The sequence below is a fragment of the Micromonospora sp. 067-2 genome (genome assembly GCF_046549295.1).
Classification (GTDB): domain Bacteria; phylum Actinomycetota; class Actinomycetes; order Mycobacteriales; family Micromonosporaceae; genus Micromonospora.
In genome coordinates this window covers 240,438-260,497 of record NZ_JAJPWB010000001.1, presented here as the reverse complement: position 1 = coordinate 260,497, position 20,060 = coordinate 240,438, and the positions used below count along the sequence as shown (strand labels likewise).

The window sequence follows — 20,060 nt, the reverse complement described above, 5'->3', positions numbered from 1 at the left end:
TGCGTTGACGCAACCTGTGTATCAGCTATGCGTTTTCACAGCCCTCCGCAGTGGTCTCACACGGATGTTTTCCCAGTTCAGAAGTGATCTCATGGTTGGTCGTCACTGATTGAAGGTGACTCTGCCGTTGACTCAAAGTGACTGCTATTGATAATCTTCACGGTGGTCAGCCCGGCGACTTCGGCGGGTGGGGCCGCGCCCCGACAGCCGTGGTCGCGCCCCGCCGGTGGGGTCGACAGCGGCGTCACGGGCAGCCGATCCGGGACACAGGAGACAGTCGGGACGAGCGTTCCGCAGGGGGTGCCGCCGTGGCCGCTCATCCATCCGTGCCGACCGCCGGAGGTCCTGGAGACAGCGACGTCTCGCTGCACCTGCTGGGCGGTTTCCGGCTGCTGCGCGGCGTGGCGCCGGTCGTCGTGCCGCGCGGGTTGCAACGGGTGATCGCGCTGATCGGGCTGCGTCCGGGCGCCACCCGCAGCCAACTCGCCGGCCTGCTCTGGCCCGACGTGTCGGAGGAGCGGGCGCTGTCGTCGCTGCGCACCGCGCTGTGGCGGCTGCGGCAGGATCCGTGCTGCCCGATCACCGTGGCCGGTGACACGGTGCGGCTCGGCCCGACGGTTCGACTCGATGTGGACGACCTGGTCGGCACGGCGGCCCGCGTCCGTGACGGCGGCGACGCGCGGATCGCCGCCGGCGCGCTCGCCGCCGGACGGCACGACCTGCTGCCCGGCTGGTACGACGACTGGGTGCTGCTCGATCGGGAACGGCTGCGCCAACTACGCCTGCACATGCTGGAGCAGGTTGCCGGGCAGCACCTCGTCGCGGGGCGGCACGGCGAGGCCCTGGAGGCCGCGCTCGAGGCGATGGCCGCCGAGCCGCTGCGCGAGACACCCCACCGGCTGGTGGTACGCATCCACCTCGCCGAGGGCAACGCCTTCGAGGCCGTGCACGCCTTCTACGTCTACCGGGACCTGCTGCGCCGGGAGCTGCGCCTGGAACCCAGCCCCGCGATGAGCGCCCTGCTCGACGACACGCTCGCCCCGATCCGCCAGGCCAGTCGCACGCCTGTCGACCGGCCGTCACCGGTGGGCCGGCGCACGTGACGGTGAGGTGACAGGCGCTGCGGCACGGTGGGCAGCCAGGAGCACGTGGCCGCCGACCGGACGGTCGGGAGAGCCACCGGCGGAAGGGGTCCCATGAGTCGTCTACTGATCGTCAGCCGGATCGTCCCGGGCGCGGAGGGGCGGGTCGCGCAGATCTTCGCCGAATCCGACGCCACCGAGTTGCCCGGCCTGACCGGCGTCACACACCGGTCCCTGTACTGCCTGCACGACCTGTACGTGCAGCTGATCGAGACCTCCGACATCGACCCCGACGCGCTCGCCGCCGCCCGCAACCACCCGCTCTTCCGGGAGGTCAACGAGCGGCTCTCCGCACACACCTCCCCGTACCTGTCGACCTGGCGCTCCCCGCGGGACGCGATCGCCGGATGCTTCTACCGGTGGGACGCAGCCGAGGCGCCCGCGGTGCACCCGGCCGGCTGAGCGGACGGGCGACGTGTCTTCACCGCCACCGCATGTCCTGATCATCGGCGCCGGCACCGGCGGGCTCCGCCTGGCGCACGGGCTGCGCCGGGCCGGGATCAGCGGCGCCGTGTACGAGCGGCACCGCCACCGCTTCCACACCGACGAGGGCGACCAGGACTGACCGTTTGCGCGAACCCGGGACCGGCGCCTCCGCCGAGCCCGGGTTTCGCCGTGTTCAGGCGACGCTGCGTCACCCACCGGGCACCCGGTGCGGCGACCGTCCCACCCGTACCGCACCGGACCGGTCCTCCCTGTCGTCGTCAACGCGCGTGTGCGAAGCTGCGGCGAGTTTTTCTCGTGACTTTTCCGACGACGTGATAGGGAGGTTCGCCGTGGCGTGGTCTATCGGACACTCGCTGATAGTGGTACTGGCATTGCTGCTGGGCCTGGCCGCCGGGTGGTTACTGCGTGGCCGGCAGGGCGTACGCGGGCAGGGTCGGTCGATCGTGGACGGTGACCCGGTCGCCGGACTGGCAGTGGTCTCCACGCCGACGCCGGCGGCCACCACCGACGAGGGCCGGCCGGAGGCGACCGTCGACCCGGCGCCGACCGCCGTCTTCGACGAGCCGACCCCGGTGGACACGGTGAGCGCGCCGGCTACGGTCACCACCACCGCCACGCCGGACAACTCCGCACCGAGCACCGTCGACGTCGCCGACATGGCGCTGACCGAAGCGCCGCCGGCCAGCCCGGCGATCGAGCGTTCCGACGCGGACGACGTCCGGCCCGAGCCGGTCACGGATCCGGTACCCGCTCCGGTCACGGTCGAGGAGCAGCCCGCTCCGGCGGGCATCGTCGCCCCCCGGCAGCCGGCGGACGACAGCCCGGCAGACGACAGCCACACCGACGACAGCCCGACGTACGCACCGTCGACCGAGACCACACCGGCCGACACGACGCCGGCGGACGCACCGCAGGCCGAGGCCACGCCGGCCGACACGACGCCGGCCGACGCACCGCAGGCCGACACGACGCCGGCCGACACGACGCCGGCCGACGCACCGCAGGCCGACACGACGCCGGCCGACACGACGCCGGCGGACGCACCGCAGGCCGACACGACGCCGGCCGACACGACGCCGGCGGACGCACCGCAGGCCGACACGACGCCGGCCGACGGCATTCGGGCCGACACGGCTCCGGTGGACGTCGAGGCGGTGCCGGTGCGGGCCACCCCGCCGGTCCGCCCGGGTGCCACCGCCACCCCGCCGGTGCGTACGGTCGCCGCCACCCTGCCCAACGGCGCCGCCGACACCGACCCGACCGGCCCGGCCGACGACTTCCGCCGGATCCAGGGCGTCGGGCCGAAGATGGCGGCCGCGTTGCAGGCCGCCGGCGTACGCACCTACGGCCAGCTCGGCGAGTTGGACGAGCCGGCGCTACGCGACCTGATCCGGGCCGCCGGCCTGCGCGCCGCCCCCGGGCTGGCCAGCTGGCCGCAGCAGGCCCGGCTGCTGGCCGGAGCCGGCGACGAGTTGCTCGCCGTACTGCCGGGCGACGCCCAGGGCTGACCCCGGATCCGGAGCCCCCGGCGGACCGTCCCACGCGACGATCCGCCGGGGGCTCCGCCGTTCGGGGCGCAACGACCGCCGGCGCACGGTCAGCGCGCCCCGGCCAGCAGCCGACCGGCCTCCGGCACGTACGGCTCGACGCCGAGCCCGCTGAGCAGTTGGTGCACGGTGGCGGTGGCCGCGGTGAGCACCGGTCGGCCGACGCGGGCCTCCACCTGCGGTATCGCGGCCAGCGACGGCAGCTGGACACAGGCGGAGAGCACCACGGCGTCCACGTCGGTCACGTCCAGACGATCGGCGAGCTCCACGAGGCGTCGGGCCGGGATCCGGCCCACGGCGACGTTGTCCGGCTCGCTGAGACTCACCGCCTCCGTCACCCGCACGCCGTGCTCGGCCAGGTAGCCGACGACCGTCGCGGTGAGCGGCGGCAGGTACGGCGCGATCAGCGCCACCCGGCGGGCACCCAGCGCGCGCAGCCCGGCGACCAACGCGCCGGCGCTCGTGACCACCGGCATCGGGTGACCGGCGCGGCCGGCCGCGCGGCCCAGCCGCCGCTCGGCCCGCTCGTGCGCGCCGCTGCCCTCGCACATGACAGCCACCAGGCAGGCGTACGCGAGCACGTCGCAGCGCGCGTCGGCGAGTTCGGCGGCGCACCGGGAGGCCGCACGGTTCATCCGGGCCAGCTCGTCGGGCGTCACCTGGTGCAGCCGTACCCGGCTGGCGTGGGTGGTGAAGCGGACCGTCGGGTCGACGCTCTCCCGTCGGCGCAGCATGGCCGGGATCTCGGTCTCCATCGTGGTGTTCGAGCTGGGCACCACCAGCCCGATCCGGTGGTCGCTCACACCAGCGCCCCGGCGTACGCCCGGACCTGGAGGCGCTGCCTGGCGGCGCCGCCGAGACGCACCTGGAGGCCGAGCGGCGCGGCGGCGCGGCGCACGTCGTCCAGGTGCAGGGAACCGTGCCGGTCCACGGTGAGCACGGGGGGTTCCTCCCACTCACCCTCCGGCGCGTGGAACGAGAGCAGGGTCACCGAGGTGGTGAGGTAGCCCGGGTAGGCGGCGCGGGCCGCCGCCTCGTCGCGGTGGGCGAGCACCACGAGGTCGTCGAGGTGGGCGAAGTCGGCGGCGAGTCCTCCGGCCTTCCAGTGCGCCGGTTCCTCGGCCGCTCCGGTCAGGTGCCGGGAGCGGTTCGCCGAGGTGATGTAGAGGTGGTCCGCCCCGGTCGCGGCCAGCGCCTCTTCGAAGAACACGTTGGACGGGCAGGTCAGCCCGGGCGCGATCACCTGGGTGGTGCGCAGCCCTCCATCGACCTGGGTGAGGTGCTCGGGCAGTCGGTCCGCCGCCGGGCCCCGGAAGCCGAACGGCCCGGCGCCGTAGAGGGCGTCCATCAGCGCCCGCACCCGACCGACCGGCAACCGGGGCGAGATCCGGGACCAGTCGAACATCGCGGGGATCCGGTCGACCGCGGTGGTGATGCTGCCGACCTGGTGGATCGGCCGACCCTTGGCCAGGTTGACCCGGCTCACGGTGGCCGCATCCGGTCGGGTGACGATGACGTAGAAGTTGGCGAACGCCGCCGCGACAACCGCGCCGCCGGCCAGCGCGCGGGCCGCGACCGCGACGTCCTCGGGGCGGTCGATGTACAGGGGCGGGAACGGGGCGTCCATGAATCCTCCTCGGCGGGGCCGTGAGGCAGTTCTACGTCCGCCGACCCGTACGACGGCGAGGTCGGTCGTCGATCCGATAGCCGACCCGCGTTACCCGGTGCGGGTGGCCGATGCCCGGGCGGTACTCAACGGCGGACGGCATCGGCCGGATGGAGGATTCAGCGGCGGTCGCGGCGCGCACCCGTTAGCCGCGCGACCCGACTGGGTACAACGCCTGCACCTCAGATCCACCACATACCCCCAGGAGGCAGCGATGCGCGGCACCTCGATACTCGGAGTCATCGTCGTGATCTGGTTGGTGATCGGCGCGATCGCCGGTGGCCAGCGCGGTTACTACAGCGGCGACGACACCAACTGCGCCGAGGCCGGCACGATCCTGGTCACCATCGTGGCCGGGCCTTTGAACTACATCGGCGCCAACCCCAAGGTCGACTGCAAGCTGCCCGAGCCGTCCAAGTAGGACATACGCGCGCCCCGGCCCGTGCCCCTCGAACCGGGGACACGGGCCGGTCTGCCTTGGTCAGGATGGTTCAGCCGTTGCACGCCGGCTCCGATGACAGCCGCCACGGCTACGGCGGTGGCACGGCAGATCAGTTGATTGGCCATCTCTTCACTTCCCCCTGTTGGGCTCTGCCGCGACCGGCCGAAAGAGCGTCCCCACACACCCTGCACAGCGTCCTAGGAGGCTGGTTCGCAGGTGCCGATGGCGTTTGTCGGTGCCACGGCCGGGAACCGACCCGGCGTCAGCCGGCGGACGGAATCGGGAGCGTGGCATGCAGATCGGCTACAAGCTGGCCTCAGAGGGATACGGCCCACAGGAGATCATCCGGCAGGCCGTCCGGGCCGAGCAGGTTGGTTTCGACTTCGTCGAGATGAGCGACCACTTCCATCCCTGGCTCGACGTCCAGGGCCACTCGTCCTTCACCTGGAGCGTGCTCGGTGCCGTCGCGGCCAGAACCAGCACGCTGCGCCTGGCCACCGGCGTCACCTGCCCCACCGTCCGCTACCACCCGGCGATCATCGCGCAGGCCGCGGCGACCATGGCGCTGATCTCCGACGGCCGGTTCACCCTCGGGGTGGGTGCCGGCGAGCGACTCAACGAGCACGTCGTCGGACAGGGCTTTCCGAGCGTACGGGGCCGACACGAGCGACTACGCGAGGCGCTGGAGATCATCAGACTGCTCTGGCAGGGCGGCTACCAGTCCTACGAGGGTCGGCACCTGCACCTGGAGGACGCCCGGATCTTCGACCTGCCGGACACGCCGCCGGTGATCGCGGTGGCGGCCAGCGGGGAGCCGTCGGCCCGGCTCGCCGCCGAACTGGGCGACGGGCTGTTCGCCACCGAGCCGGAGGCGTCGATCGTGGAACACTACCGACGAGCTCACGGCTCGGGCCCCCGCTACGCCGAGGTGCCGCTGGCCTGGGCAACCGACGAACAGCGGGCGGTGCGGGCGGTGCTGCAGACCAGCCGGTGGATGGTCACCGGCTGGAAGGTGATTGAGTGAACTGCCGAACCCGGTCAACTTCGACGCGGCCAGCGCGCACGTGGAGGAGAAGCACGTCCGCCAGCTCTTCGCCGTCGGCCCCGACCCGGAGCCGCACGTGGCCAAGGTCCGGTCGTACGTCGAGGCCGGCTTCGACCACATCGTCCTGCAGAACGCCGGCCCGGACCCGGACGGCTTCCTCGACTTCTTCTCCGGTGATCTTTCCGACCGCCTGCGCGCGATCGGCTGAGGCCGCCCGCGCCGCGACCGTTCACCCGATGCCCAGCGCGGCGGGCCGCCCCGACCATCGTCAGGGCGGCCCGGTTCGCGCGTTCGGGATGGATGCGCGCGGTCGAGGTCAGCGGAAGCAGTGCGCGATCGGCACCGCGCTGCCCTCGCAGTTGGTCGGCTCGTTCTCGACGACCTCGCTCTCGTCGTCGATCCTGACCTGGGCGTGCTCGGCGAAGATGCCGCCGGGCTCCACCGAGGCCGCGTTCCGGACGACCTTGCTCGCGTAGATCGCCACCGAGCCCGCGGTCGCGAAGATGCCACCGCCCCGGGACGTGGCGCCGACCGCCTCGTTGCCGGTCACGTCGCTGCCGCGTACCAGCAGGTTCGACTTGTCGGCGTAGATGCCGGCGCCGACGCCGTGGGTGGTGTTGCCGTCGACCACGCTGTCGTCGAGCGGCAGCGGGCCCTTCACCGTGGAGATGCCGCCGCCGTTGACGGTGGAGGTGTTGCCGCGGACGGTCATCTTGCGCATCACCAGCACCGCGTCGGAGTTCGCGGCGCCGCCGCCGACCTGCGCGGTGTTGTTCAACAGCTCGGTGTCGTAGACCTTGGTCCGGGCCGAGAAGCTGGCCTGGCGCGGGGTGCTCGACACACCGCCGACCACCAAACGTCACGATAATTCGCAATACGGACAGGAAGGCGTGAACGTGAAGAGTGCTGCCATTCGTCAGCGCAGTCAGCGGACGGTAGATCGCGGTCAGCCGCCGACGTGGATACCGGGCCGGCGCAGCGGATCCGGCTCGGTACGGCGAATGATCTCCCGCACCACCGGCGGGGTGTCTCCCCGGCCGAGGATGAGGTAGCGCAGCAGGTGCGCGATCGGGCTCCCCTCCGACCACTCGAAGTGCCCGTGCGGCCGGACCCCGGTCGCGTCCCGCAACGCCAGCAGGATCGCGGCGATCGCATTGGGCACGGCCGGGCTGCCCGCCCGCAGTACCCGGAACCCAGCCACCTCCACCCCGTGCACGCGCAGCACCTGACTGAACCCCGACGGGTCGACCACGTCGATCTCCAGGAACAGCACGTCGGCGGCCCCCGGCACCGGGTTCATCCCGCGCTGCGCCCGCTCCTTGACCGTGTACTCCTTCACCGAGCCGCTCTGCCGCTTGTTCGCGATCAGGTGCAGCTGCCCGTCGTGGGCCAGCGACTCGGCGATGAACCGGCGGGCCGGCTCGTCGAACTCGATCCGCTCGGCGCGCAGCTCGGTGGTCCGGGTCACCCGGGAGATCAGCGAGACCACGATGATGCCGAGGATGAACAGCGCGGAGATGGTGATGCCGTCCGGCTGCTCGATGACGTTCTCCAGCAGCGCGTACAGCAGCACCAGGGTCAGCACCGTGAAGCCGATCGCGGCCGAACGCCGGTGACGGCGCGCCGCGGAGATGGTCACCGCCACGGCGGCGGAGACCATCATCGCCAGGATCCCGGTGGCGTACGCCCCGGCCTGGGCGTTGACGTCGGCCCGGAAGGCGATCGTGATGGCGACGCTGACCAGGGTGTAGACGATCACCACCGGGCGCACCGCCCGCGCCCACTCCGGCGCCATGCCGTAGGTCGGCAGATAGCGGGGCACGATGTTGATCAGCCCGGCCATCGCAGAGGCGCCGGCGAACCAGAGGATGAGCACGCTGCTCACGTCGTAGACGGTGCCGAACAGCTCGCCCAGGGAGTCGTGCGCCAGAAAGGCCAGCGCCCGGCCGTTCGCGGCGCCACCCGGCCGGAACTCGTCGGCCGGGATGAGCGCCGTGGTCACGAAGGTGGTCGAGATCAGGTAGACCGACATGATCAGCGCGGCGGTGGTGAGCAGCCGCCGCGTGTTGCGGATCCGGGCGGCCAGCCGGGCCTCGGCGTCCGCTCCCCCCGCACCCACCAGCGGCATCATGCTGACCCCGGTCTCGAACCCGGACAGCCCCAGCACCAGCAGCGGAAAGGCCAGCACGGCCGTGAACAGGACCTGGCCCGGTCCGCCGCCCTTCGCCGTGAGCGCGGCGGTCCAGTCCGACACGATGCCCGGGTCGGCGGCGATCCGGCTCACCGCGACCACCACGATCACCGCGTTGAGCAGCAGGAACACCGCGACCAGCGGGATGGCCACCACCACGGCCTCTCGGAACCCGAGCAGGAACACCCCACCGAGGATGAGCAGCAGCGCCACCGTGACGACGACCGGGACGACAGGGCCGTGCAGGGCGTCCGGCAGGTACGGGTTCTCCAGCAGGTGCACGGTGGCGTCGGCCGACGAGAGGGTGATCGTGATGATCCAGGAGGTGGCCACGAAGCCGAGCAGCACGAGCACGAAGATCTTGCCCCGCCAGAACGGCAGCAGCCGTTCCAGCATCGCCACCGAACCCTGGCCGTGCGGGCTCTCGTGGGCCACCCGCCGATACATCGGCAGCATCCCGAACAGGGTCAGCGCGACGATCAGCAGGGTCGCCAGCGGGGAGAGCGCCCCGGCCGCCACGGCCGCGATGCCCGGCAGGTAGGACAGGGTGGAGAAGTAGTCGACGCCGGTCAGGCACATCACCTGCCACCACGCGTGCGTCCGGCTCTGCCCCTCGATCGCCTCGGGGCCGGGTGGCTGCACCTGGTGTTGAAAGAGCCACCGACGCAGCGGGCTGGCCGGTGCCGCCGGCCGGACCGGGCTGGCCACCCGTTCGGGCATCACCACACCCTGCCGCCCGCCCTGGCTCGGGCGCGACGGGTCGCGAGCGGCCCGCAGCGCCGGTGCCGGGCCGGTGGGTTGGTGGCGACGTCCGCCCCAGCGTCGCGGTTTCGCCCGGTGCTCGTCAGCCATCGCCCGTCCCACCCTCGCAGGTCCCGCTCACAGGCGGGCCGAGCCGGCCGCGTTCTCCCCGCCGGTCACCCGGCACCCGGGCGAACGGTGGGTCGCGGCACCGGGCCACCCGGCCGCAGGGGGCCGGGCCGCGCGGGCCGGGGGCGGGCGGCGGGGCGGCGCCGGGCCAGGACGGTCATGGCGCGGGCGTACCCGCGAACAGCCGGGCGACACCCCCGTCCCGCCGGATCTTTCCCCGATCACGAGGGCGCCGCTCCCGCCGCGTCGGCCGGCCCGTGGCCGGCTGGACGGGACGTGTCCCCGCGCTCCGCCCACCCCCCCGGGGCGGAGCGCGGGGACCCCCCGTCCCGGCTACTGCAGGAACGCCCCCAGGGGCGAGAGCAGCAGCCGGCCGAGCGCCGCGGCGTTGTCGTCCAACCGCGTACGCTCACACTCGCGGGCGTCCGGATCGTGCCGGCACCGCCAGATCTTCTGCGCGTTGCGCCAGGCGACATCACGGGTGTACTCGACCAGCTCCCCCTGGTACCAGTCGTCGATGTCACCGTTGAGCATGTCGATGAGCAGCTGCCACCGCTCCAGGTAGCCCCGGCGCAGGCCGGGGATCTTGTCCGCGAAGATGTCGTTGATCACGAGGTAGTCGTGGTGCTGGTCGCTGCCGTCGACCGGCTCCGACTCCAGGTGATCGAACGTCGTCACCAGCGCGAACGGCAGGTCGAAGTTGATGTGCGCGTTGACCCCGGCGGCCGCCGACGGCAGCGGGCGCGCATCCGGCCCCCGCATCCGCTCGAACAGACACGACCAGGCCTTCGGAGTGCCCGGGCTGGAGTCGGTCCACAGGCGCATCGCGTCGAAGTACCGCGCCGCGAACTCGACATCCAGCCGGGAGAGGAACGCCGGGTCGACGAAGCGGTCGTCGTAGAGCCCGTCCAACACACTGCTGGTGATGGTGAGGTAGAGCCGGTTGAAGTCGGCCAACGGGCAGCTGTCTTCCAGGGGCGGCAGCCGCACCAGCAGGTCCTGGAGCTTGGTGAGGTGATCGACCACTGCCGGCACGTCCGCGGGGTGGTCGGCGAGCAGGTCGACGATGTCCCGGTGCACGGGCCCCCAGACCGGTTCGGTCATCATTCCTCCCTGGTGGTCCGCGGCACCCCCGTGCCGCCGTCGACGGTGCCCAGCCTGTCAGCCGACACCCGTACGCCGGATCAGTAGAACGACGTATCCCGGGGCGCACACGCGCCCGCTGACGGACCGGTCGGTCAGCCGCGTCGGTTGCGCAGCTGGATCGCGCTCGCCTGGACACGGGTGCGGACCTGGAGCTTGTCGAAGATGTGCGACACGTGCACGCCGATGGTCCGCTCGCTGATGAACAGCCGCTGCCCGATCTCCCGGTTGGTCAGCCCCTCGGCGACCAGGGAGAGCACCTCGCGCTCCCGCACCGTGAGCGCCGCCAGCTCGTCGTCGACCGGGCCGGTCGCCAGCACGCCCGGCGCACCGTCGGTGGCCTCCCGCTCGTCCAACGACACCCGCGCCCGCCCGGCCAGCTCGCGGATCTCCGAGGTCAACGGCACCGCACCCAACCCCTGCGCCACCCCGTACGCCTCGCGCAGCAGCTTGCCGGCGAAGGCCACCCGGCTGCGCCGGGCCAGGAGCGCCTCGGCCTGGCGCAGCCGCGAGTACGCCGCCGGGTAGGGGTGGTTGCGGCGGTCCCACTCGGCCACCGACCTGGCCCACAGCTCCGGGTCACTGCCGTCGAGGCGGCTCACCTCGGCGGCGCAGAGCGCCAGGAAGCCGTCCACCACCGAACGCACCGGGCGGGCGGCGGACGCGCCCTTGCGGGCGACCCGTTCGGCGACGTCACGCAGTCGGCGTACCGCCGTGGGGTCCACCTCCTCGGTGCGGCTGGCGTGCGCCTCCGCCTCGGCCCGCAGGCCGTGCCAGACCAGCGCGCCAAGGATCGTCACGTCGTCGGAGCGGCTCTCGGTCAGACCCCGCTGCACCGCCTGCCGCGCCACGTCGTGCCGGCCCTCCCACATGGCCAGCCCGGCGCGCAGGGTGAGCAGCGGGATGACGTGCCGTGCCCCGCCGCCGGCGAGCACGGTGGCCACCGCGTCGAGGTCCCGGTCGGCGGCCTCGATGTCGCCGTAGCCCACCGAGAGCCGGCAGCGGGCCAGCAGCAGCTCCACCGCGTCCGCGCCGGACGGTCGGTGCCGCAACGCGGCGGCGACCACCTTCTCCGCCTCGGCCCACTGGCCCACCCGGAACAGGCCGTTGGCGGCGATGGCCAGCAGCCGGGTCTCCCAGGTGCGGCCCAACCCCAGCTCGGCCACCCGCTCGGCGCCCCGCCGGGCCACCACCACCCCCTCCTCGAGGATGTTCAGTGGCCCGGTCAGCAGTTCCGCCAGGTGCAGATACGCGCAGGCCACGTCCTCTGGCTTACCGGCGCGCTCGGCGGTGTCGAGGGCCTGGCGCATCACCGCGAGCCCGGCGTCGGGATCCTCCAGGTAGGCGTCGCTGAAGCCGAGCGCCGCACTGGCCAGCACCACCTCGGTGGCGGAGCCCTCCACCGAGGCGGCCAGCTCCAGTGCCTCCCGGGCCCGACGGCCGGCGTCGGCGTAGCGGCCCAGGTGCAGCAGCAGCTCGGCCAGGTGGGCGGCTGCGGTGGCCCGGTCGCGCGGGGAGCAGTCCGCCGCCTCCAGCGCCCGCTGGTACTCCTCCTCGGCCAACGCCGAGCGCCCAGCGGCGGCCAGGTAGCGGGCGCGGCGGATGTGCAGCGCGCAGCTCGGCTCACCACCCTGAACCGCGGCCAACTCCTCCAGCAGGGACAGCGCCCGGGCGTGCTCCCCACAGTGGTGGGCCGACTCGGCGGCGTGCCCGAGCAGCTCCACCCGGTCCGCCGTCACTACGGTCGGGTCGCCGGCCAGCTGCAACGCCACCGACCAGTGCCGGTGCGCCTCGGCGTAGCCGTGCAGCCGCTCGGCCTCCTGCGCGGCGGCCACCGCCGCCGGCAGCGCCCGGCCCGGTTCACCGGCCAGCCGCCAGTGGTGGGCCAGCCGGGCCTGGTGCAGCTCGCCCGGCGCCGCCGTCAACGCCTCGGCGTAGCGGCGGTGCAGGCCCGAGCGCTCGGCCGGCAGCAGCTCGTGCGCCAGCACCTCGGCGACGAGACGGTGCCGCAGCCGGTAGCCGTCGTCGGCGCCGACCAGCAGCCGGTGCGCGACCGCGGCGCGGGCCGCGTCGATCAGCTCGTCCTCGGGCAGTCGGAGCACCTGGGCCAGCAGCCAGTGCTGGACCGGCTCGACGCCGGTGGCGACCGCGTGCACCACGGCGTGCGCGTGCTGGGGCAGCGCGTCGACCCGGTCGAGGAAGATCTCCCGCAGGGTCTCGGACAGCCCGTCCCGGCCGTCACGCAGGTCGCGGGCCAGCTCCTCGATGACGAACGGGTTGCCGCCGCTGCGCTGCCACACCTGCTCGGCGGCGTCGGCGGACAGCGGCCGACCAACCACGGCGGCGGCGAGCCGTTCGCTGTCGGGCCGGTCCAGCGGGGACAGGTCGAGCACCCGCACCGTCCGCAGCCGGCGCAGCTCGGTGAGGACCCGACGCAGCGGATGTGCGCCCTGCAACGACTCGGCACGCACCGCGGCCAGCACCGAGAGCTGAAGGTCGCCGAGACCGGCCAACAGGTAGAGCAGCAGCTGTCGAGTGCTCCGGTCGACCCACTGGAGGTCGTCCAGGATCAGCACCAGCGGCCGCCCCTCGGCGATCAGGTGCAGCCCGCGGGAGACCCGTTCCAACAACGCTCCCGCACCGTCCGCGCCGGCGGTCTCGTCGGCGAACATCTGCAACAGCCCGCGGACCGCCGACGAGGTGCGGGCGTGCGAGGTGGACATCTCGGCGTCGAGGCGCCGCAGGGCCTGCAACAGCGGATGCAGCGGGGAGGCGTCGCCGATGTCCAGGCAACTGCCGGTGAGCACCAGGGCACCCTGGTCACGCAGCCGGGCGCCGACCTCGCCGAGCAGCCGGGTCTTGCCCACGCCGCTCTCACCGGTCAGGAAGACGGCGGCGGTCTGCCCGTGCGCGGGCTCGCCGAGCAGCGCGGACCGAACCGTCTGCACCAGCGCCGCTCGGCCCACGAGCGGGGCAGTGTCCACATCGCTGGCCATGGCAAGCAGCCTAATCACCCGCCCCCGTACCGTTCTACGGCCATCTGCCGCTTGTGGTACTCCTCGCGTCGACATTGCGACTAAAGGTTGCGGGTGGCCGACATACGTCGTTCTGCCGATCCCCCGTCAGCCCAGGAATGCCAATCTCCGGAGGTCGACAACCAGCACAGTAGGGGGAAAGGCCGGTGCGATATCCATGACCACCACCGTCGTTGACCTGCAGCGGAACGCCCGCCCACACTGGCCGGTGCCAGAGGAGAGACGCACGGTGACCGTGCTCTTCGCCGACATCGTCGGTTCCACCGCGCTGGTCGACCGGCTGGACCCGGAGGACGTCCGGGCGCTCCAGCGGGCCTACTTCGACACCGTCGCCGGTGTGCTGCACCGCTGGCACGGGGTGGTCGAGAAGTACGTGGGCGACGCGGTGATGGCCCTCTTCGGCGCCCGCCAGTCCGACGGCTTCGACGCGTACCGCGCGGTCCGTGCCGGGCTGGAGATCCAGGCCGCGCTGGACCGCCGGCAGATGGTCGGTGACATCAGGCTGCGGGTGCGGGTCGGTGTGGCCACCGGCGAGGTGATGGTCGACCTGGGCGGCGCCGTCAGCGGAGGCCACGGCGTGGCCAGCGGCGCGGTGATCACCAGCGCGGCGCGCCTGCAGGAGTACGCCCCACCCGGCGCCGTCGCGCTCTGCGCGGTCACCGCCCGGGCGACCGCCGGGCTGATCGCCCAGCGCCAGCTCGCGCCGGTGCCGGTCGCCGGTCGGGTGCCCCCGATGTCGGTCTGGCACGCCGTCGGCCCCGTACGCCCGGGTGCCGACCGACACGACGGCCCGCTGATCGGCCGCCGCCGCGAACTGGCCACCGTCCGCGACCAGCTCAGCCGGGCGGTACGCGAACACACCCCCCGCTGGGTGTCCCTGGTCGGCCCGACCGGCAGCGGGCGCAGTCGGCTGCTGCACGAGCTGACCCGGTCGTTGACCAGCGTCGACGGGGTGGCGGTGCGCTGGTGCGTGGCAGCCTGCCAGCCGTACCCCGATCAGGTTCTGGCGCCGGTCGCGGAGCTCCTGCGCGGCCTCGCCGGAATCCGCCACGGTGACGGCCCGGCGACGGTCCGCGACCGACTGGCCGATGCCCTGACGCCGCTGCTCCCGCCGGCGCGTCTCGCGACGGCGGTGCCGGTGCTCGAAGGGTTGCTGGCTGCCCCGGACGGCTCGGCCGCGGCGCAGGCCGGCGCGGCGATCTGCCAGGACGCCCTGCTGCGGCTGGCCGCCCGCGGGCCGCTGCTCGTCGCCGTGGACGACCTGGACCGGGCCGCGCCCGCGGTGAGCCGCTTCCTGCACGCGCTGTTCAGCGCGGCGACGGCGCGTCGGCTGCCACTGGCCGTGGTCACCCTGCACCAGCCGCAGTGGACCGACAGCCGGCCGGGCCCTGCCCGGCGGGTGACGATCCGACCGCTGGCCACGGTGCAGTCCGGGCGTCTGCTCCGTCAGCTGCTGACCCGCGCCGGGCAGCCGGTGGCGCTGGTCGACCGTCTGCTGCCCCTGGTGGGAGGACGGCCCGGGCACGCGGCGGCGTACGTGACGTCGATCGCCGGCGGCGCGGATCCGGTGGCGCCTGCGCTGCCCGAGACCGTGCGCCGGGCGGTCGGCGCCGAGCTGGACCACCTCGACGGCGAGCGCCGGGCGGTGCTGATGGCCGCCGCCACCCTCGGCGGCGTGGTCTCCGGCGCGGCGCTGGACCGGGTGCTCGGCTGGACGCCCGGGCGGTCCGCTCCGGCGCTGCGCGGGCTCGTCTCCCTCGGGCTGCTGCTCCCCCGTCGCGTCGACGGGTACGCGTTCGCCGCGCCCGCGCTGCGCCGGGTCGCGGCTGAACGGTTGCCCCGGGCGCTGCGCGCCGTCTTCACCCGCCGGGCAGCCGACACCCCACGCCTCGACGCCGCCCTCGCGGCGCTGAGGTCGGGGCCGACGTCCGATATCACCGGCCCGCTACGCCGACGCATCCCCTCCCCGACGATGGCCGCACCGACGCGCGGGACCAACCGCGCGCCCGGCGCCCGCCGACTCAGGGTCGTCGCGTCGAGCGGCGACGTGCCGCCGACACCGACCGTGGCGACCCCCGTGCCGCAGACCAACACGGGTGGCCACTGGCCTCCGGAACCCGATCGATCACCGACGCCGATCCGGGCGGCCCTCGCCACCCCGGGATCAGCCGGACGCAGCGCGCCTGCCGGGGTCGGCGCTGCGCCCAGAGCGGTGCGCGTCGTACCCCGCCCGCCGTTGATCAGCCGAGCGGACGGCCTCGCCGCGACCGCCTGAGGGTTCACCCGCGGCCACGGATGGCCGGACGCGCGGACCCGCACGTCACACCGGAGCGCCGGTTGTCCCGGGGGTGCGCTCAGCGCCAACGGTCAGCGGGCGGCCAGGAAGGCCAGCACCCGTGGCCAGGTCGCGGAGGCCGCGTCCGGGGCGTACTCGGCGATGTCCGGGTCGGTGAACAGGTGCCCCACGCCGGGATAGCGGAAGACCGTCAGGTCGACGCCGGCGTCGGTCATCGCCCGTTGCCACTCGTCGATCTCGTCCGGCGCGTCGTACGGATCCGGGTCGGCGACGTGCAGCTGCACCGGCAGGCCGGGCCGGGCCGACGCCGGCGCCCCACCGGTGCCGTGCAGCAGGAGCAGACCGGCGCTGTCGGGGCGCTCGGCCAGCAGCGCCCCCGCCACGCCGGCGCCCATCGAGAAGCCGGCGAGCACGGTCTGCGCCGGCAGGTCCCGCAGCGCCGCCCGCGCCCGGTCGAGCACCACCTCCTGGCCGATCTTGTCGAGCAGCGCGAAGCCCTCCTCGACGGTGTCCGCCGCCGCGACGCCGTACAGGTCGGGGGTGACGACCCGGTGCCCGGCGGCGCGCAGCCGGTCCGCGGCGGCGCGCACGGCGGGCCGCAGCCCGTACACGGAGTGGAACAGCACGACGTGTCGCATCGGGCCATCCTGCCCCAGCCGGGCGTCCGACCGGTGTGGCCACGCGGGCCGGCCGTCAGACCAGCGCCGCCAGCCGGGCCACCAGTTCCGACGGCGGCGGCATGCCGGCGATCTCCCGGCTGACCTGCCCGGCGGCGGTCCGTAGACCGTCGTCGGTCAGCAGCCGGGTCAGCGTCGCAGGGGTGATGTCGCGGGGTCGCAGCGCCAGGCCGGCGCCACGCCGGGCCACCGCCTCGGCGTTGTGCCGCCGGTCCCCCGGGCCGACCGTGGCCACCTGCGGCAGGCCAGCGGCGAAAGCACCGAAGACGCTGCCCGCGCCGCCGTGGTGGATCAGCGCCGCGCTCGACGGCAACGCCTCGTCGAGCGGGATCCAGTCCACCACCCGGACGTTCTCCGGCAGCGTACGGGTCGACCGCCGGTCCGGCCGGACCAGCACGAACTCGGCATCCACCTCGGCGGCGGCCGCCACCACGGCGGGCATCGGCCCCCGGTCGCCCGGGCCGGTGAGGGTGCTGCGGGTGACCAGGATCCGCGGGCGTTCCCCCGGTGCGCGGAGCCAGGCCGGCAGCTCACCGCCACCCCCGTAGGAGGAGTACCGCATCGGCCAGCCGTCCTGGGTGGCCACGCTGGGGGGCGCCACCGCGACGGCGGCGGCCGGTGGCGGCAGCTCGGTGAGGCCGTGCCGGCGCAGCGCGGCGCCCAGTCGGGCGGTGGTGGCACGGACCAGGTCTCGGCCGTCGAAGAGGGAGTTCTCCTGTCGGACCGCCGGCACGCCCAGCCGGGCGGCGGCCACCGCGCCAGCGACCGCGAACGGCTCGTGCAGCACCAGATCCGGGCGCCACTCGGTGGCCAGCTCGACGACCGGGTCGGTGAGCGTGTCGTTGAGCGCGCCGAACAGGAGGCCCGCGCCCCGGGTGTCGGCGGTGCCGGCCAGCTCGGCGCGGGCGATCAGCGGATGGCGCGGGAACACCCGCAGCGCGATCCTTCCGAAGTCGAAGCCCGGGGCGACGTCCTGTACCGGCAGGCCGGCCGCGGCGACGGCCACGCCGTCGCCGCCACTGGCCAGCAGCACGTCGTGGCCGGCGTCGCGCAACGCGACGGCGAGCGGCACCAGCGGGAAGACGTGACCGACCAGCGGCGCGGACACCACCAACACCCGCATGACCGAGATCCTATGTCGACGGAGGCGACGCCGGGGTCCGGCGGCGCCCCCGGAACTCCCCGGACCACCTCGCCGTCGCGATGGTCCCGGCACGGCGGCCCGGTACCGTACGCCGCAGCGGGTGAGCTGGCCCATCCGCACGTGCCAGCACCAACCCCCCGGGGGGAGTCTGGAGGGCAGGGCGGTGGGTGGTCGGAAAAGGCCGAGGAGCACCGACACCTTCGAGACAGAGGTGCGCCGGCAGTTCGGGCCAGCGGCCGCGGCCTGGGGGTTGGACGACCCGGTCGAGGACGACCTGGTCATTCCGGGGATCGAGTACCGCGGCGACCGGTTGACGTACGACTGGATGCTCGACCCTCGGGAGGGTGACCTCTCGGTCGGCGTGCGTCTCGTGGTCGCGGAGGGGACCCTGCGGACCTTCGTGCAGGATCTCGTCGTCGGTGGCGGCCTGGGCGTCGCCCAGGATCTCCACCGAAACGCGCGGACCTGGCGGGGCATCCAGAAGGCAATCGCCTCACACACCGCCTGGCTGGAACGGCTGCACCCGGTGTTGAGCGGCCCGGACGCCCGACAGCTCATGGACCGGGCCGGCGCCCTGCTGGCCGCTCTCGACCGTTGACGGCGCCGGGTCGGCCGCAAGGCCGACCCGGCGTCGCTCCGATCATCGCCCCGCCATCCTCTCGCAATTGCAAATTATGTGCAACAAGGTCTGGACGGCGCGTATCTCCGGTAACTAGCCTGATCGCTATGAGTCCTTACCTTGTGGATCCGTGGGCCTGGCAGGAGAGCTGGGACCGCCAGCAGGAGGCCTACCTGCCGGACCGGGAACACCGGTTCACCGCCATGCTCGACACCGTCGACGCGGTCCTCGACGACCGGCCGCCGCGCGTGCTCGATCTGGCCGGTGGCACCGGCACCATCTCCCTGCGGGCGTTGGCCCGCTTCCCCGACGCCGAGGCGACCCTGCTCGACCTCGACCCGGCACTGCTCGCCATCGCCGACGCCTCGCTGGGCGACCGGGCCACCATCGTCACGGCCGACCTCGGCACCCCGCAGTGGAGCGCCGCCCTCCCCCACCGGAGGTACGACGCGGTGCTCACCGCCACCGCCCTGCACTGGCTGCCGGCCGACCGGCTCGGCCAGCTCTACGCTGAACTGCGCGACGTGCTGCGACCGGGCGGGGTCTTCGTCAACGCCGACCACATGCCGGACGACACCCTGCCGGAACTGACCAAGCGGCTGACGAACCGGGCACGGGACCGGCGCAACGCGCGGTACGCCGCCGGCTCGGTGCTGTCCTGGTCGGACTGGTGGGCGCGAGCCGGCGCCGACCCGGCGCTCGCCCCGCTCGTCGCCCAGCGGCACGCCATCTACCCGACCGGGCACAGCCCGGAGTGGAACCCGCCGGTCTCCTGGCACCTGGCCGCGCTCACCGCGGCCGGCTTCGCCGAGGTCGGCACGGTGTGGCGGGGCGGCTCGGACGCCGCCGTCGCGGCGGTGCGCTGACCCTCGCCTCAGACCGGCGGGAGCGCGGGCCGGCGCTCCCGCCGAGGGTCCACCGGGTGGACGTGATCCCGGGCTGGTAGGCAGGACAGGTGTCAGAGCCGTTCGAGTCGCGTACCGACCCCGACGTCGACCTCCGCGTTTCCGCCGACCGGGGCGAGCTGACCGCGCGCCCGGCGACGATTCTCGTCACGATCGCGGCCGGCGGGGTGCTCGGCTCGCTGTCCCGAGCCGGCCTGCAACACGCCGTCGGGCACCCGCCGACCGGTTTTCCGTGGGCGACGTTCGGCGTCAACCAGTCCGGCTGCCTGCTGATCGGCGTGCTGATGGCGGTGCTGGGGCACCTCGGCGGTGGGCGTCCGCTGGTCCGCCCGTTCCTGGGGGTGGGGGTGCTCGGCGGGTTCACCACCTTCTCCACGTACGCCGTGGACGTCCAGCAGGCGCTGATCGCGGGCGCCCCGGCCATCGCGCTGGCATACCTGGCCGCGACGGTGCTCGGGGCACTCGCCGCGGTGGGGTTGGGCGACGCCGTCACCACCGGCCTGCTGCGGCGAGGGGTGGCCCGGTGACCGTGCTGCTGATCGCCCTGGGCGCCGCCGTCGGCGCTCCGCTTCGCTACCTCACCGACCGGGCCGTGCAGTCCCGGCACCACTCGGCATTTCCCTGGGGCACCCTGACCGTCAACGTGATCGGGTCCCTGCTGCTCGGCGTCCTCGTCGGGCTGCCGGCCGGCCCGGCGATCAGCGCCCTGCTCGGCACCGGGTTCTGCGGCGCGCTGACCACCTACTCCACGTTCAGCTACGAGACGCTGCGGCTCGCCAAGGACGGCAACCGCATCCTTGCCCTGGCCAACGTGCTGGGCAGTGTCGCCGCCGGGCTGGCCGCGGCCAGCGTCGGCTACACCCTGGCCCACCTCCCACCGGGCTGACAACT

19 protein-coding genes and 1 pseudogene are annotated in these 20,060 nt (G+C 73.7%); 12 read left to right on the top strand and 8 right to left on the bottom strand.

Annotated features, from left to right (window positions below):
• The first annotated feature begins 308 nt into the window (after positions 1-308).
• From ACLJN9_RS01180 to ACLJN9_RS01165, 4 genes and pseudogenes are all read left to right on the top strand, one after another.
• On the top strand, positions 309-1,103 hold the full coding sequence (locus ACLJN9_RS01180) for an AfsR/SARP family transcriptional regulator (RefSeq protein ID WP_410809074.1): 795 nt from the start codon (positions 309-311) through the stop codon (positions 1,101-1,103).
• 93 nt (positions 1,104-1,196) lie between these two features.
• The gene (locus ACLJN9_RS01175) at positions 1,197-1,544 is read left to right on the top strand and encodes a TcmI family type II polyketide cyclase (RefSeq protein WP_410809073.1); all 348 of its coding nucleotides are present in this window, start codon (positions 1,197-1,199) and stop codon (positions 1,542-1,544) included.
• Positions 1,545-1,557: 13 nt separating this feature from the next.
• Positions 1,558-1,677 (top strand): annotated as a pseudogene (locus ACLJN9_RS01170) (FAD-dependent monooxygenase); the annotation flags it as partial.
• 271 nt (positions 1,678-1,948) lie between these two features.
• The gene (locus ACLJN9_RS01165) at positions 1,949-3,097 is read left to right on the top strand and encodes a hypothetical protein (RefSeq protein ID WP_410809072.1); all 1,149 of its coding nucleotides are present in this window, start codon (positions 1,949-1,951) and stop codon (positions 3,095-3,097) included.
• Between the two features lie 89 nt (positions 3,098-3,186).
• Here ACLJN9_RS01165 and ACLJN9_RS01160 read toward each other — a convergent pair whose 3' ends face one another.
• Positions 3,187-3,939 carry an Asp/Glu racemase gene (locus ACLJN9_RS01160; protein WP_410809071.1) on the bottom strand — a complete coding sequence of 251 codons (753 nt, stop codon included), beginning with the start codon at positions 3,937-3,939 and terminating at the stop codon, positions 3,187-3,189.
• Positions 3,936-4,763, bottom strand: coding sequence for a hypothetical protein (locus tag ACLJN9_RS01155; protein WP_410809070.1), 828 nt, complete (start codon positions 4,761-4,763; stop codon positions 3,936-3,938). The genes ACLJN9_RS01160 and ACLJN9_RS01155 overlap by 4 nt, the downstream gene beginning before the upstream one ends.
• Positions 4,764-5,016: 253 nt before the next feature.
• Between ACLJN9_RS01155 and ACLJN9_RS01150 the strand changes: the two genes are divergently transcribed.
• From ACLJN9_RS01150 to ACLJN9_RS01140, 3 genes are all read left to right on the top strand, one after another.
• Positions 5,017-5,223: a hypothetical protein gene (locus tag ACLJN9_RS01150; protein ID WP_007460667.1), complete on the top strand. Its 207-nt coding sequence runs from the start codon at positions 5,017-5,019 to the stop codon at positions 5,221-5,223.
• A 313-nt stretch (positions 5,224-5,536) separates the two neighbouring features.
• Positions 5,537-6,268, top strand: a complete 732-nt coding sequence (locus ACLJN9_RS01145) for a TIGR03557 family F420-dependent LLM class oxidoreductase (RefSeq protein WP_410809069.1) — start codon at positions 5,537-5,539, stop codon at positions 6,266-6,268.
• Positions 6,261-6,497 carry a hypothetical protein gene (locus ACLJN9_RS01140; protein ID WP_410809068.1) on the top strand — a complete coding sequence of 79 codons (237 nt, stop codon included), beginning with the start codon at positions 6,261-6,263 and terminating at the stop codon, positions 6,495-6,497. The genes ACLJN9_RS01145 and ACLJN9_RS01140 overlap by 8 nt, the downstream gene beginning before the upstream one ends.
• Before the next feature lie 108 nt (positions 6,498-6,605).
• Here the strand turns inward: ACLJN9_RS01140 and ACLJN9_RS01135 are convergent, their stop codons facing one another.
• The 4 genes from ACLJN9_RS01135 to ACLJN9_RS01120 form a co-directional block, all read right to left on the bottom strand.
• Positions 6,606-7,142, bottom strand: coding sequence for a hypothetical protein (locus ACLJN9_RS01135; RefSeq protein ID WP_410809067.1), 537 nt, complete (start codon positions 7,140-7,142; stop codon positions 6,606-6,608).
• Positions 7,143-7,235: 93 nt separating this feature from the next.
• The gene (locus tag ACLJN9_RS01130) at positions 7,236-9,332 is read right to left on the bottom strand and encodes an amino acid transporter (RefSeq protein WP_410809066.1); all 2,097 of its coding nucleotides are present in this window, start codon (positions 9,330-9,332) and stop codon (positions 7,236-7,238) included.
• Positions 9,333-9,683: 351 nt separating this feature from the next.
• A complete protein-coding gene (locus tag ACLJN9_RS01125) occupies positions 9,684-10,454 on the bottom strand; it encodes a DUF5995 family protein (RefSeq protein WP_410809065.1) in 771 nt (256 codons plus the stop codon).
• Between the two features lie 134 nt (positions 10,455-10,588).
• Positions 10,589-13,489 (bottom strand): helix-turn-helix transcriptional regulator, encoded by a 2,901-nt coding sequence (locus tag ACLJN9_RS01120; RefSeq protein WP_410809064.1) that lies wholly within the window; start codon positions 13,487-13,489, stop codon positions 10,589-10,591.
• Between the two features lie 268 nt (positions 13,490-13,757).
• Here ACLJN9_RS01120 and ACLJN9_RS01115 point away from each other — a divergent pair, with 268 nt between their 5' ends.
• Positions 13,758-15,803 carry an AAA family ATPase gene (locus ACLJN9_RS01115; RefSeq protein WP_410809063.1) on the top strand — a complete coding sequence of 682 codons (2,046 nt, stop codon included), beginning with the start codon at positions 13,758-13,760 and terminating at the stop codon, positions 15,801-15,803.
• A 92-nt stretch (positions 15,804-15,895) separates the two neighbouring features.
• Here ACLJN9_RS01115 and ACLJN9_RS01110 read toward each other — a convergent pair whose 3' ends face one another.
• Together ACLJN9_RS01110 and ACLJN9_RS01105 are read right to left on the bottom strand one after the other, a co-directional pair.
• Entirely contained in the window at positions 15,896-16,462 is a 567-nt protein-coding gene (locus ACLJN9_RS01110) for a dienelactone hydrolase family protein (protein ID WP_410809062.1), read from the bottom strand.
• Between the two features lie 55 nt (positions 16,463-16,517).
• Positions 16,518-17,624, bottom strand: a complete 1,107-nt coding sequence (locus tag ACLJN9_RS01105) for a nucleotide disphospho-sugar-binding domain-containing protein (protein WP_410809061.1) — start codon at positions 17,622-17,624, stop codon at positions 16,518-16,520.
• 232 nt (positions 17,625-17,856) lie between these two features.
• Between ACLJN9_RS01105 and ACLJN9_RS01100 the strand changes: the two genes are divergently transcribed.
• From ACLJN9_RS01100 to crcB, 4 genes are all read left to right on the top strand, one after another.
• Complete coding sequence (locus ACLJN9_RS01100) at positions 17,857-18,243, top strand: hypothetical protein (RefSeq protein WP_410809060.1); 387 nt, start codon at positions 17,857-17,859, stop codon at positions 18,241-18,243.
• A 128-nt stretch (positions 18,244-18,371) separates the two neighbouring features.
• Positions 18,372-19,130 carry a class I SAM-dependent methyltransferase gene (locus tag ACLJN9_RS01095; RefSeq protein WP_410809059.1) on the top strand — a complete coding sequence of 253 codons (759 nt, stop codon included), beginning with the start codon at positions 18,372-18,374 and terminating at the stop codon, positions 19,128-19,130.
• 89 nt (positions 19,131-19,219) lie between these two features.
• Entirely contained in the window at positions 19,220-19,696 is a 477-nt protein-coding gene (locus tag ACLJN9_RS01090; protein WP_410809058.1) for a fluoride efflux transporter FluC, read from the top strand.
• Positions 19,693-20,055, top strand: a complete 363-nt coding sequence (crcB, locus tag ACLJN9_RS01085) for a fluoride efflux transporter CrcB (protein WP_410809057.1) — start codon at positions 19,693-19,695, stop codon at positions 20,053-20,055. Before ACLJN9_RS01090 ends, crcB begins: the two co-directional genes overlap by 4 nt.
• The last annotated feature ends 5 nt before the right edge of the window (positions 20,056-20,060 follow it).